16 protein-coding genes and 3 pseudogenes are annotated in these 13113 nt (G+C 52.0%); 5 read left to right on the forward strand and 14 right to left on the reverse strand.

Translation table 11 applies throughout. The features are described 5' to 3' along the window. A pseudogene (locus FQZ95_RS27085) lies at nt 1-201 on the forward strand (hypothetical protein); the annotation flags it as partial. An 85-nt stretch (nt 202-286) separates the two neighbouring features. On the opposite strand, the gene FQZ95_RS23735 reads toward FQZ95_RS27085, so the two are convergent. The 3 genes from FQZ95_RS23735 to FQZ95_RS23745 are packed head-to-tail and all read right to left on the reverse strand — an operon-like array spanning nt 287 to nt 2540. Continuing rightward, nucleotides 287-850 (reverse strand): class I SAM-dependent methyltransferase, encoded by a 564-nt coding sequence (locus tag FQZ95_RS23735; protein ID WP_086625666.1) that lies wholly within the window; start codon nt 848-850, stop codon nt 287-289. Between the two features lie 46 nt (nt 851-896). Then, nucleotides 897-2258: a DUF3560 domain-containing protein gene (locus tag FQZ95_RS23740; RefSeq protein WP_086625665.1), complete on the reverse strand. Its 1362-nt coding sequence runs from the start codon at nt 2256-2258 to the stop codon at nt 897-899. A gap of 51 nt (nt 2259-2309) precedes the next feature. Then, on the reverse strand, nt 2310-2540 hold the full coding sequence (locus tag FQZ95_RS23745; protein WP_000218642.1) for a hypothetical protein: 231 nt from the start codon (nt 2538-2540) through the stop codon (nt 2310-2312). A gap of 516 nt (nt 2541-3056) precedes the next feature. Between FQZ95_RS23745 and FQZ95_RS26625 the strand changes: the two are divergent. Continuing rightward, a pseudogene (locus tag FQZ95_RS26625) lies at nt 3057-3210 on the forward strand (hypothetical protein); the annotation flags it as partial. A gap of 357 nt (nt 3211-3567) precedes the next feature. Here the strand turns inward: FQZ95_RS26625 and FQZ95_RS23750 are convergent. The 10 genes and pseudogenes from FQZ95_RS23750 to FQZ95_RS26630 form a co-directional block, all read right to left on the reverse strand. After that, nucleotides 3568-3759, reverse strand: a complete 192-nt coding sequence (locus tag FQZ95_RS23750) for a hypothetical protein (RefSeq protein WP_053528602.1) — start codon at nt 3757-3759, stop codon at nt 3568-3570. Continuing rightward, nucleotides 3759-4178 (reverse strand): DUF1380 family protein, encoded by a 420-nt coding sequence (locus tag FQZ95_RS23755; RefSeq protein WP_096975490.1) that lies wholly within the window; start codon nt 4176-4178, stop codon nt 3759-3761. The genes FQZ95_RS23750 and FQZ95_RS23755 overlap by 1 nt, the downstream gene beginning before the upstream one ends. A gap of 46 nt (nt 4179-4224) precedes the next feature. Further along, nucleotides 4225-4650 (reverse strand): antirestriction protein, encoded by a 426-nt coding sequence (locus tag FQZ95_RS23760; RefSeq protein WP_001198918.1) that lies wholly within the window; start codon nt 4648-4650, stop codon nt 4225-4227. A gap of 412 nt (nt 4651-5062) precedes the next feature. Beyond that, entirely contained in the window at nt 5063-5839 is a 777-nt protein-coding gene (locus tag FQZ95_RS26215) for a hypothetical protein (protein ID WP_202384197.1), read from the reverse strand. 44 nt (nt 5840-5883) lie between these two features. Then, nucleotides 5884-6400 (reverse strand): annotated as a pseudogene (locus tag FQZ95_RS23775) (DUF1380 family protein). Then, nucleotides 6330-6551 (reverse strand): hypothetical protein, encoded by a 222-nt coding sequence (locus FQZ95_RS23780; RefSeq protein WP_001104893.1) that lies wholly within the window; start codon nt 6549-6551, stop codon nt 6330-6332. Before FQZ95_RS23780 ends, FQZ95_RS23775 begins: the two are co-directional and overlap by 71 nt. Continuing rightward, nucleotides 6552-7235 (reverse strand): DNA methylase, encoded by a 684-nt coding sequence (locus FQZ95_RS23785; RefSeq protein ID WP_054192066.1) that lies wholly within the window; start codon nt 7233-7235, stop codon nt 6552-6554. A gap of 75 nt (nt 7236-7310) precedes the next feature. Then, complete coding sequence (locus FQZ95_RS23790) at nt 7311-7622, reverse strand: hypothetical protein (protein WP_032143956.1); 312 nt, start codon at nt 7620-7622, stop codon at nt 7311-7313. Next, nucleotides 7619-8521, reverse strand: coding sequence for a DUF1281 domain-containing protein (locus FQZ95_RS23795; RefSeq protein WP_160530818.1), 903 nt, complete (start codon nt 8519-8521; stop codon nt 7619-7621). Before FQZ95_RS23795 ends, FQZ95_RS23790 begins: the two co-directional genes overlap by 4 nt. Before the next feature lie 109 nt (nt 8522-8630). Then, entirely contained in the window at nt 8631-8942 is a 312-nt protein-coding gene (locus tag FQZ95_RS26630) for a hypothetical protein (protein WP_237428050.1), read from the reverse strand. A 128-nt stretch (nt 8943-9070) separates the two neighbouring features. On the opposite strand from FQZ95_RS26630, the gene parM reads away from it, so the two are divergent. Both parM and FQZ95_RS23805 read left to right on the forward strand, forming a co-directional pair. Then, a complete protein-coding gene (parM, locus tag FQZ95_RS23800; RefSeq protein WP_000959870.1) occupies nt 9071-10033 on the forward strand; it encodes a plasmid segregation protein ParM in 963 nt (320 codons plus the stop codon). 2 nt (nt 10034-10035) lie between these two features. Next, nucleotides 10036-10386, forward strand: coding sequence for a plasmid partitioning/stability family protein (locus FQZ95_RS23805; protein WP_127766657.1), 351 nt, complete (start codon nt 10036-10038; stop codon nt 10384-10386). 154 nt (nt 10387-10540) lie between these two features. Here the strand turns inward: FQZ95_RS23805 and FQZ95_RS23810 are convergent, their stop codons facing one another. Beyond that, complete coding sequence (locus FQZ95_RS23810; protein WP_160530784.1) at nt 10541-11548, reverse strand: hypothetical protein; 1008 nt, start codon at nt 11546-11548, stop codon at nt 10541-10543. Between the two features lie 870 nt (nt 11549-12418). Between FQZ95_RS23810 and FQZ95_RS23815 the strand changes: the two genes are divergently transcribed. After that, on the forward strand, nt 12419-13042 hold the full coding sequence (locus tag FQZ95_RS23815) for a potassium channel family protein (protein ID WP_052929187.1): 624 nt from the start codon (nt 12419-12421) through the stop codon (nt 13040-13042). Nucleotides 13043-13113 lie beyond the last annotated feature (71 nt).

Below are 13113 nucleotides of genomic sequence, written 5' to 3' on the forward strand. Positions count from 1 at the left end.
GGGGGCGGCGGCGCAGCAATGTGCCGCTGCTACCCGACCCGGCAGACAGGACAACACTGCAGTAGTCAGAATCAGAGCAGCAGGAAAAAGAAGAACAGTAGCAGTAGCAGGAACAACAACATCAGTAACAGACAAATGACAGGCATGAAGAAACAGAAGCCCCCATCAGAACGTCCGCGTAATGAAAGGGGCGGCGCGTGAGCGCGGCCCCTTTCAGCGCCACCGGCGCGCGGTCTTTTCCCGGCGCGGGCAGACGGGCATTTATCCTCCCGCCTGCCCGGCGTCTTCAGGCACGCAGACGAATAATCATCGTCGGGACATCGGTATAAGCAAACGTGCCGCGCGGCAGCTCCTCGCGGACGTCAGAAAACGGTAACAGCTTCTCCTGCTGGCGTGGTCCGTTGAGACAGACGGCGACCAGCACGCCACCCGGACGCAACAGGGAAAAGGCCCGCAGGATATGCCGGATATCCTGCCCGTGGCTGAACGGCGGATTCATGATAACCCGGCTGTAATACTGCGCCGGCTGCCATTCCATGAAGTCGCCACACTGAACCCTGACACCGTTAAAATTTTCCCGCAGATACCGGACCAGCCCGCTGTTGATTTCCACCGCATCACACATGGCCCCCGGCGCGGTATCCCGAATCGCCCGCAGTATGGCCCCGGTGCCGGCAGAGGGTTCCAGAATGTGATCACGGTTGCTGATTTCCGCCAGCGTCACCAGGCGATCACAGACCGGGGCAGGAGCCACAAAAAGCTGAGATTCAGCCCGGATTTCAGCAACCGGCGCGGCGTTATCCAGCCTTGCGCGCATCAGCCGGATACGTTCTCTTAACTGACTGTGCATGTCATTATCTCCGTCATCCCCCGGGGATTTCCCGGGGGGATATACCTTATTTCTGTGGGATTTCCGTGATTTTCATGTCGGTAATATACACATTCACCAGGCGGAAATTATTGTCCATTGTGCGGCGGTAGCGGTATGCCCCGTGGTCTTCTGTCTCTGCCACACTGCGCACGGCCTTACAGTCCCGGGGCAGGGCGGCCCACTGTGCCTTTGTCATTTCCCGGAAACCTTCCCCCGGATAGTTGACTACCGGCGGACGCTTCGCGGCCTGACTGGCGACGGCAGCCTCTTCTGCCGATGGTGCTTTGTAGTCCGTGATGCGATCGGGCGTCACTTTCATCGTGCCGCTGTACCCGAGAAAACTGTAATTTGGCGTTGTGACTGAACTCACCGCCCCGTTGCTTTTGTTCACACGGATGATGGTCAGCCACTCGCCCCGGCTGAAAACCTGTCCGCCCGGCTCAAAATCCTGTGTCCGGGTAACCACGCCGCCGCTTTCGTCCAGCATGGCACGCTCATAGATCAGGCGGTTCTGATAGTGGTTAACCCAGCGTTGTTGATGCTGAATCTGCCGTTCATGACAGCGGATCGCAATTTCGCGGGCCTGCTCCGTGGTGATGATGTCATCATCCAGGGCCGACCACAGCGATCGACTTCCTTCATACTGGCTTTTTTCTGCCGGGCGCGGATACGTATCCAGCGGGAAACAGGCACTGATACGGTCATAACTGCTGATGAATTTTGCCATATTCAGATCCAGCGATTCAGCCCGCCACATCGTCAGATATTTCTGCGACTGTGCGATGGTCTTTTCAGCCTTGCGCAAATCAGCTTCGATTTTTTTGATGCGACGCCAGCGAACGTCCGGACGTTCTTTATACTTCGCGTGAAGCCGTGCCGACCGCGCCCGCTCTTCCCAGTATTCCGCACGTTCAAAGAGCATCACGGCACGTTTCATGCCGTTTTCAATACGCTGTGCATCACGACGGGCACGGCGTTCGCTGTGATGCCCCACAAGAATGGGCTGACCGGGCGGGATCATCGCGGCCAGTCTTTCCACTTCATCAAGTGCCTGTGCGGATTCACTGGCCCGCTTCCCACTGTATCCGGTAAACCGCTCCGCCCGTGCTTCCTGACGTTCAGCGAGCGTGCTGTCTTCATCCTCAATCTCTCCGGCAAGTGAGAGGAGCACGTCTTCCCGGCCCGGTGTCCAGGCTGGCGCCACAAACAGCGCCTGTTTTGGTGCCCAGCGAAAACCGGCATCATGCACTTTTTTATACGTCTCCGGGTCAAGACGTGACACGGCATACAGGCGCAGTTTGTTGTCATCAGGTGAGTAGGTCGCGCGGTACATCTGCACAGGGCTGGCGGCTTCCGGGGCGGTCATGGTGATTGCTGCTAATGTCATAAAATGTTCTCCTTCCGTCTGTTGCCGCCCCTCGCGGGGCGGCTCACCTCATCAGTTAAAAGCGCGTTTCAGTTCGAGTGTGCGGAGCACCTGCCCGAAGGCCGTGTTTTTCATGGCGGGGATGTGTACACCACGCCCCCGGTGAAAACTCCGGGCAATGTGTCGCCCGAAGGCTTTCAGCACGGGGTCAATTTCCGGCGCGGGGATGTCTTCGCGTCTGAAACGGGGATGACGGCGGGGCTTTACAGCCGCTGCGGAAGGTGAAACAATACTTACTGTCATAAATGAAACTCCTTATGACACAGGTTAGTGAAGCCGTGAAAATCGATTGCGGCGATTTCTACGGCGTGGATTAAGCAGGTCCCTGACCTGCTTTTTTCATATCTGCATCTGACGCTTTCCGGTGTTTTCCTCCTTCTGTTCCTGCGTTCTCATTACCTGCCAGCCGGATGACTGACAGAACAAATAAATGCGTATTGCCGGAGCCTGAAATAAATCCTGATTTTTAAAGAACATCACCCGTTGAGTTTCGGGAGCCGCGGTTTTGACGTTTCGCGGGAACCTGCTGCTGTATTCCCTGTGGTATGAACTTCACCCGTTTGAGAACCTTCGCCGCAAGGGGCATCACTGCCACGGCCTGACGCACCTGTCCTGGGCAGAACGCAAAATTTTTTACCGGGTTTTGGGTAAAAAATTTTGTGGGCTGTTCATTTACCCTGGACAGTCAGTGCGGCAGGTTGTGGCTGTATCAGCCCCCGGCGACAGGGACTCATACGGGTGTGTGGCACCCGGCAGGCAATGAGCAGGGACCCGCCGCAACGACGGAGAGCGCGTGCGCGAAACGGCGTTGCGCCTTACATCCCGGCGGCCTTTTGCCGGGATGCCAGGAGCGCAGGCCACGGCGCGACAGAGGCGGCGCGACCGGAACGGTCGCTGCAAGCCCGGGGTTTTCACGCATCGGACCGTAGCGACAGCCCGAAACCGCGCCAGCGGGTTCGGCGGAGACTGGCGGGTGCGTCAGCAGCTGCCTGTCGGAGTCGGGCCTGACGACCGGATGCCGCCAGGCAGCCGGGAGCCGAAGGTGCGCAGGCAGACAGGACAACACTGCAGTAGTCAGAATCAGAGCAGCAGAGAAAAGAACAACAACAGGAACAGGGTCATACCATCAGAAAAAAACATTCCGGACACATCACAAACGGGAAGGGTAACGGGCGACGCGCCAGCGTGGCCCGCTTCCCTTCCGGCAGGCGCCAGCCTGCCAGGGGTTTTCGCGCGGGCTGACAGGCGGCCTCCACCGCCTGCCTCTGTATCACCTGTTTCTGTTACCCTGCAGGATGTAGTGACCACCGAGGAAAACCGCCTGCTGATTCGCCACAAAATCGCAGATTTCATCAACAACCTGCGCGGTGGTGAGCGGTTTCTGCCCCATTTCACGACGTCGCGCATTAATCACGGCTTTGTAATTGCGCAGAATTTCGCGGGTTTCCGTGCTGATATTCATTACCCGTTCTCCCCGTCCAGCGCCTGACGCATCACCCGCATAATCTCACGTTCTTCCCTGACAAATGCGTCACCGTCGCCCCCGTTCTCGCTCCCGACAGCATGGAGGCGATAAATTTCACTACCAGCCATCACCATCACTTTTTCCAGCAGCACCGCAGGGACTGTTACAAGACGGTTTACGCGCTTTTCCTCCATCAGTTCATTGACAATATCGGAAACAACTCTGTCACATGCGCCATATACAAAAGCATCGTCCAGCCGCTGCATGACGGTTTCCAGCTCATCGTCTGTCAGACTCCAGTCCTGGGCTATGTGACGCACATCCCCACGGGTCAGCACTACGGCAAAAACGCATTCACTGTCCGGCACGTCTGTATCCAGCACTTCGCGGATAATTTCTTTAACAGTACAGTACATGTTCTCGTCTCCTTTACAGGGGCGGCATTGCCGCCCCGTCCGTTAATCAGTCCAGAGCCGCGTAAATCGCGTTGCATTCGGGGTGAAATTCGATGTGACGCCACAACTGCGCATCGCGCATCCGGTAAAGCTGGGTCAGTCCTGCATCCCCGCTGTCGTGGTACAGCCACAACTGGCGGTTAATCACAAGGGAAGTCAGAATGATGCCTGCGGCATCAGCACTCACGGTACGGTCAAACCAGTTTTCACCGTTAACCAGATGAAAACGGTCGCCATCCGGCATCATGTAACCGCCACCGTCCGGCAGGCGGATGAAGTGCCAGAAGCCGCCCTGATATTCCGGCATCATTTTTTGCGCCAGCGCGTACACATACGCCTCGGCATACAGAAAATCGTTGCCAAACAGGTAAGGCAGAAAGGAGAGACGGTCGCACTCTTCAACATTCAGAGTGACAGGTTTCGCATACTGCATGGGATTTCCTCCGTTGTTCACATATTCCGCGACACCGGGCGGTGCCGTGCCTCCATAAAAGCCGGGCGATAAGGCGGGGATGCACAGGGCGCAAGGGAAGCCGCAGCCTGACGCACACGGCTGACGGGAGTTGCAGGGTGAGGCCGCGAAACCTGAGCGGACGAACGACCGGAAAATCACGGCAGGCGGGAAGGAGGGACCGGGTGACCGCAGCGGCGAAGCGTACCCTTGCATCCCCGCCAGCCCGGCTAAGATGGAGGCACGGCACCGCCCGCACACGGCGCTGAAGCCACATAACTGAAAACCCACAAGGCCATGCCTGCATGGCCGGGTAAAGCGGAGCCGGCGGCGACTTCCTTTGTGCTCTGTCCGGGGACCGGCAGGAAAAAGGCGGGGATTTTCCCCGCCATCATCAGCCCCTGATTTTTGTCAGGGCATCCGCCATGCTGCGGATTTCGGCCCGGGCTTCCCGGACAACTTCCCGCAGAACACCACGGTCAAACCAGCGGCGGGGCGGTTCATCCGGTATACGCAGCACATCGCAGGCCAGCCCACTGGACAGGATATGCTCAATACACTCACTGACCAGATACATTTCCACCGACGAAAAACGTGCTCCCCGGTTCACGATGGCATCGAGCACCACGGGCAGGTTTTCGTCATCTTCATCGAGCCAGCAGGGGTGATCGCTTTCCTTCACGACCAGGCGAAAGCGGCGCGTCTGGCGGGTCAGCAACGTCTGACCGGTGGTGGTCAGCGCCGCACGGATACGCCGCGCATCTTCTGCCACCTGGTAACAGATGCTTCGTACCGCATCGTGCACCGCATCAAGAACAGCCCTGATTTCGTCTTCGGTCAGCCATTCTCCGGCATACGGGAAAGACACCTGCGTTCCGTCTGCCGGAAGTACCGGCAGCGACTGCCACTGACTGCCGGACAGTACCAGTTCCGCCCCGGTTCCGGTCAATTTCTGAATGGCGGAGGCCAGGAGCGGCGGCAGTACGCCGCCGTGGCGGTTGATAAGTAACGTCGCCAGCCGGGGCGCATCCAGCAGAACATAAATGCTGATCCAGCCCGGATACTTCGGGTTCCGCTGGTCAACATCCGTCTCTTCCGGCCAGCCCTGCGCCAGCAGCAGGTTACGGGCGTGGCGATAAATCAGTGCATTCAGCGTTGTGTTTTCGTTCATGATTCATGGTCTCCCTGAATCGCCGCCCGAAGGCGGCGATAACATCAGTCGTTTTCGTGTGTGTTGTTTTTCAGCAGGGTGCGGGCCTGATTAACCACCGTCTGACGGCGGGTGACGCATTCCGGGACGGCGAGGCCATGATCCCGGGCGGCCCATTCACGTTTCCACAATGCCTGTTCGGCGATCTGAATCAGGGACGCCAGCAGTTCAGCCGGGACGGTCACCTGGCGGTTTTCGCTCACGTTGCTGATAATCTCCATCGCCGCGGCGGAAGAAATACCGGATTCAGTCCGCTGGTCTTCCGGGATGTCCTCCAGGCGCGCCAGGACGGTCCTGATTTCATGATCGGTCAGAGAAATTTCCATACCGTCAGCCAGTGCCTGAATCTCTTCCGGGGACCAGACAACCAGCATCAGCGGCGTGTCTCCCGGATACTGCGCTGCCAGCTCCCGGCAGAGCGTTTCGCATGTTCCGTACATACTCTCTCTCCTCAATCTTTGAAGCAGGAATCCAGTTCCAGAATTTCGGTATATGCCTCCATGAACAGGCGATTGGCGCGATACAGCGTCTGGCGTGTCAGGCGTTCAACAAGCACATCGGAATCAAAGCGACAGCGATGCTCCATATCGTTCAGCCTGGCCCGAAGGTCACACATGGTGTTGGCCACCTCCGCCACTTCGGCGCGAAGTTTTTCGTGTCCGGCATAGTTCATTTACGCCGCCTCCGGTTCAAACCAGTTATCATTCGCGGCCCCCTGCTGCATGGCCCGCTGCACGGCGGCAAGGCGTTGCTGTCCGGCACGGTGATACTGCTCAAGCAGCTCGATACCGATATACCGGCGTCCGGACCGGAGGGCGGCGACGCAGGTTGAGCCGCTGCCTGCAAACGGGTCCAGCACAATCGCGTTCGGGTGTGTGAAGCTCTCAATGAGCGGTTGCAGGCTGGTAACGGGCTTTTCCGTCGGGTGATGGCGGTTGCCTGAATATTTCCAGCCCAGCACGTCGGGCAATGGCTTCTGAGGCAGCGCCGGACGTCCTTTTGCCAGGATGTAGGCGCATTCGTGACGATAGCCCACATATGCGGCCTTCGATGTGTAGGTTTTGGTAAACACCAGGTGGCCAACCACGCTGAATCCCGCATTTTTCCAGGCGACCATAAAGCGATCGACACGGTTCCAGCCGTAGAAGCTGACCATCAGCGCGTCTTTTTTGAGTACGCGGTACATTTCATTACAGGCCGGTTGCAGCCATTCATCGGTTTTATCGCCGGCGATGGTACGCCCCTGTCGGTCACGAAAACCGACGAGATATGGCGGGTCGGTAAGGATGAAATCGACAGCATTGCCCGGAAACGTGGCCATAACACGCACGCAGTTACCCTGGATAAAACGGGACATACAAAACTCCTTCTCTTACAGAGAGCACCGGGAGGGCGCCCCTGTGGCGCCCGTTCCCCGCTGCCTGTGGGCTGTTCACCGCGTCCGGTAACGGGTCAGGCCGACCGTGGAATACCGCAGCCGTCGTCTTTTTGACGGCAAGGCTATGCCGCGAAAGCGGCTTGAAGGGCGTTCATCAGAAAAGGGCGACGGGCTGGCGTACACTGTCACCGACGCCAGCCGGGAGCGGTAAAAGCGCCCGTCCCGTGCCCGCCGGACGCGGGACACTGACCACAGGCAGCGTTTATGCCGCGCCGCGTCAGCCGGCGCAGTAAAAAGAGGAGCACGGCGACATCCTTTGTCGGAAAAGAAACGGGCGGTTGCCCGCCCGTCTCCGTCATACTTCATCCGCCATAATGCGCCACATTGTCGACTATCCACGCAGGTCCGGTGACTTCCGGCAGCTCATCGTCATCTGTCGGGGAAGACCATTCCAGTTCCCCCCACAGCACATCAACGAGCTCTCCGCGCTCATACAACTGCCAGCCACAGAAATTGCAGCCCTGTTCGGCGTACCAGTGCTCCAGCGTGCAGCCGAAACGGCGGCTTAATTCTGCAACAACGTCGCTTTCCGGCTGACACCACGGCGTGTCGAAATCTACCTGAATGAAGTTTTCCCCCTGACTGCTGATATTCAGGTCATACCCACAAGGCCACTTCACGCCATACCGTTCTGTATACCAGTGATATGCAGAAGGAACACCGTTCAGAACACCGCCGTTAAAGCCATTCACTTCAATATCCAGGCGGGTCGGCAAAACCGTCAGCAGGTCAAACGGCATGGTTTTTTCCGGCAGGACGTTGTCACACAGACGGTTCCACCACACCGATACATCCTCGTTACCCCAGATATCACACCAGTCACCTCTTTTTGCGGTGAAATGCACAGTGATGGTTTCCCTGACATCATCCGGTAATCCTTCCCAGCGACGCTGTCCAGTACCGCTCTGCAGCCAGAGTTCATGCAGCATCAGGCAGTTTTGCTCATCCAGCAGTACACCGTTCTGCAGGTGTGTCAGCCAGCGGGTGAACGCGATATTCTCCGGCGATACAACACCACGTCCGGCATCCGTCAGTCCAGGGCACGGTTCAAACCGGATATCTTCAGTAGTCTGCAGAAGTCCGGCACTTCCGGCCAGAAACAGCTGAATACCTTCATTTGTGGCGCGGCGATAAAGCGGTGTGACTGCACCGCTGGCCAGTCGTTTAATCTCAGCGATCTGTGCCGGTTCACCAGAAAAATACATACGGTTACTGCACCAGTTTGGCATGGGAATTCTCCTCTCACTTCTGCTTCAGCAGAGAGCACCGGGAGGGCGCCCCTGTAGCGCCCGTTCCCCGCTGCCTGTGGGCTGTTCACCGCGTCCGGTAACGGGTCAGGCCGACCGTGGAATACCGCAGCCGTCGTCTTTTTGACGGCAAGGCTATGCCGCGAAAGCGGCTTGAAGGGCGTTCATCAGAAAAGGGCGACGGGCTGGCGTACACTGTCACCGACGCCAGCCGGGAGCGGTAAAAGCGCCCGTCCCGTGCCCGCCGGACGCGGGACACTGACCACAGGCAGCGTTTATGCCGCGCCGCGTCAGCCGGCGCAGTAAAAAGAGGAGCCCGGCGACATCTTTTGTTACCCACCAAACAAAACCCAAAAACAACCCATAAAAAACCCAACAAAACACCAAAAACAAGACAAATAATCATTGATTGATGGTTAAAATGGGGTAAACTTGACAAACAAACCCATTTAAAACCCAAAACACACCCAAATACACACCACAAAAACACCATAAGGAGTTTTATAAATGTTGGTATTCATTGATGACGGTTCAACAAACATCAAACTACAGTGGCAGGAAAACGACGGAATAATTAAACAGCACATTAGCCCGAACAGCTTCAAACGCGAGTGGGCAGTCTCTTTTGGTGATAAAAAGATCTTTAACTACACACTGAACGGCGAACAGTATTCATTTGATCCAATCAGCCCGGATGCTGTAGTCACAACCAATATCGCATGGCAATACAGCGACGTTAATGTCGTTGCGGTGCACCACGCCTTACTGACCAGTGGTCTGCCGGTAAGCGAAGTGGATATTGTTTGCACACTTCCTCTGACAGAGTATTACGACAGAAATAACCAACCCAATACGGAAAATATTGAGCGTAAGAAAGCAAACTTTCGGAAAAAAATTACATTAAATGGTGGGGATACATTCACAATAAAAGATGTAAAAGTCATGCCTGAATCTATACCGGCAGGTTATGAAGTTCTACAAGAACTGGATGAGTTAGATTCTTTATTAATTATAGATCTCGGGGGCACCACATTAGATATTTCTCAGGTAATGGGGAAATTATCGGGGATCAGTAAAATATACGGAGACTCATCTCTTGGTGTCTCTCTGGTCACATCTGCAGTAAAAGACGCCCTTTCTCTTGCGAGAACAAAAGGAAGTAGCTATCTTGCTGACGATATAATCATTCACAGAAAAGATAATAACTATCTGAAGCAACGAATTAATGATGAGAACAAAATATCAATAGTCACCGAAGCAATGAATGAAGCACTTCGTAAACTTGAGCAACGTGTATTAAATACGCTCAATGAATTTTCTGGTTATACTCATGTTATGGTTATAGGTGGTGGCGCAGAATTAATATGCGATGCAGTAAAAAAACACACACAGATTCGTGATGAACGTTTTTTCAAAACCAATAACTCTCAATATGATTTAGTTAACGGTATGTATCTCATAGGTAATTAATGATGGACAAGCGCAGAACCATTGCCTTCAAACTAAATCCAGATGTAAATCAAACAGATAAAATTGTTTGTGATACACTGGACAGTATCCCGCAAGGGGAACGAAGCCGCCTTAACCGGGCCGCGCTAACGGCAGGTCTGGCCTTATACAGACAAGATCCCCGGACCCCTTTCCTTTTATGTGAGCTGCTGACGAAAGAAACCACATTTTCAGATATCGTGAATATATTGAGATCGCTATTTCCAAAAGAGATAGCCGATTTTAATTCTTCAACAATCTCTCAATCCTCTTCACAACAAGAGCAAAAAAGTGATGAAGAGACAAAAAAAAATGCGATGAAACTAATAAATTAATTCAATTATTATTGATGCACTTTAACCTATTACAGGTAGGGTAAAGGTGCATCAATACCCCGAACAGATTGACAGTCTATAGTCATACTGATTTGCGCCGCAGATTTAGCCACCTACTATATATATTTACAATCTGAACACATATATAAATATTTTATAATTGACAAGCAATCTCATGTAAAAAACCATATATCTCTACAGGCAATTTTCTATTGCTTACCAGATAAACATCCAGAGGGTAATTTCTGAAAAGACATAAAGCACGTCTGAGTGCTGATGTTATCCATTCTGGAGAGTTGCCAAAAACTCCACCACCAACCAGGGTTAAATATACTCTGGGGTTTCCTGTATAATGATAGTTAATCAATCCGGCCAATAAAGTTGCTTCATAACATGCCTGAAGTATCAATAATGCAAAAGGTTTCCAGTCATTAACCGGGTAACGATGATATGCCACTGGTAACGCAGAACATAATACTTGTGTTACCCGATGCTCCTTTGAGACACCGGGGATCGTTACTTCAGTATTAACATGCAGCCCTACACGAAGGGATTGCCTTAATTTATCCAGTAATGATTCATCCAGCGACTCAATATGGCGGCTAATAGCCAGCAACGTTTTTTGTGGCATCATGGCATATCCATTTTGCATCTGGATTCCAGGAATGCCGATGAGTTTATCCATGTCAGCCAGGGTATTAAGCTGGATATCACTGGTTTGCCCTATCTGCCCTCCCGTTCTGACCAGATAGTTTCGGTATACAGTTGCTGCAGCACAAGCCATAGCACACGCAGGTCCTTGCGTATTATCATTTTGATATCCGGTGATACCCTTCTCTGGTGTTGTGTACTGGGTTGGCATTTCCAATAAATTGAACTGGCTGGCAACCTGAATTAATGCACCACACACTTCAGGTCGTCGATGCAGTTCATAAGCGTCAATCTGCACCCCACTCAGTTTAATTTTTCCAACAGGCTTAACTGGTAAGGTTAAGACTTCTTTTCGTAGTTCTGCAAGACTTGGCAAAATAAGTGAACCAGAATGAAAGGAGCGCGATGGTGTATCTATCGTAAATAACTCAGTGCCATGCTGGCAGAATTTAGCTTGTGTATCATAGTATGACGTTTCTTCAAATCCAAAAATGTTTTCAAACCAGCTCATAGATAAATCTACCAATAATTTTATTGAAGCCATATGTACGACATATAATCGTTTAAAGATTATCACAAACGCTCACAACAAAAAAAGTGTTTAAAACGCTTTAGGATAATCATCAAAAAACGATGGACAAATCCGTCGTTATTCATACAATATTGCAATATTAAAATTAAGAGTGATAGCGCAAAGAAATGCAAAATTCCCAAAAACACAAAATAAATTTTCATAAAGAAAAAATCATGGAGCGCAAGCGAGAGATTTTAAAAACGAGTTTACTGAAAGGCATAAAAGTTACAGCCTGCACATTACTTTCCATATTGATTATTATTTTTGCTGCTTTCGGAATCAAAACTTTATTTTCTATTATGATGTCTTACTTTTTACAACACAAAGAAACAACCACATACATTATCTACATAAGTGGGTTCTTTTCTATCATATACAGTTATTGGGCATCATATGTATGTTATTTTTATTTCAAACATAACAATATAATTACTACTGCAAACCTCAAGGTTAGTCGTACAGATTTCTATGTTCTTGCAATAACATGTTCAGGCATTGCTATTGAATATATGATCTTCATTTTTATTATAATATTGCCATTTGATTGGACATTATTAGCAGAGCAAGTAATTCTGCTAATATCAATAACTATAAATATATTTGTTTTATATTGCTCGTTAATGCGTCCTGTTAACACTATTTCCTGGGCGGGGCTACCGTCTGCCAGAGCTGGGGCAGATGTATGAGTCACTGCCCCGATGCGGTGGTGCACCTGAGAGCCACCGGGGGGAATTCTGCTCAACTTTTCCACATACTCACAGACTACTTTTGCTCTTTGGTATTTGAACAAACAGAAATGCTTCCTTTATGTTAAAGATAATAAAACAACACAAATTTGCTTTTCTTCTCACAGCACTGCTGAGCACCTTCTTTCTCAATATGTTTCCACCGAACGCTGCAGGGTACGCGTTGAATACCGTGCTACAGATTGTGGCGGGCGTTAATCTGTTGCAGCGTCGCCATCAGGTCGTTTCATTTATTGTGTTGCTGATAATTTTTGTCACCACACACTGGCTGCCCCCCATCAACGCCATGACACAACTGTTCTACGGGAGTTATCTGGTCTTTTTCATCATTCTGTCAGTGATTGTGTTCCGCCAGGTGATTTTCTCCGCCCGGATAAACACAGAGTCCATCTGCGCTGCGCTGAGTGGCTTTCTGCTTATTGGCTATATGGGATTTTTCATGTTTTCTGCGATAGAAAATCATATGCCTGGCGCGTTTCGTGGACTGTCAAATGATGAGTTGCAGATGATGAATGAACTTTTTTATTATTCTTTTATCAGTATTCTGACCGTAGGCTATGGCGATATTGTTGCCGTCAGCTGGCCGGCTCGTAATGCCACTATTCTGGTTATTCTCACGGGCTATATTTACTCACTGGTCTTTATTGCCCGCATCGTCAGTGGATTTTCGGTCTCAGAAAAATAACTCTTTGCACCTTTTAACCGATTTGGATAAGCACCTGATTGATTCACCGTGATCTAGCCCGTTATTCTTAG

Origin of the sequence: Escherichia sp. HH41S (assembly GCF_009820115.1) — a bacterium.
GTDB lineage: Bacteria > Pseudomonadota > Gammaproteobacteria > Enterobacterales > Enterobacteriaceae > Escherichia > Escherichia coli_F.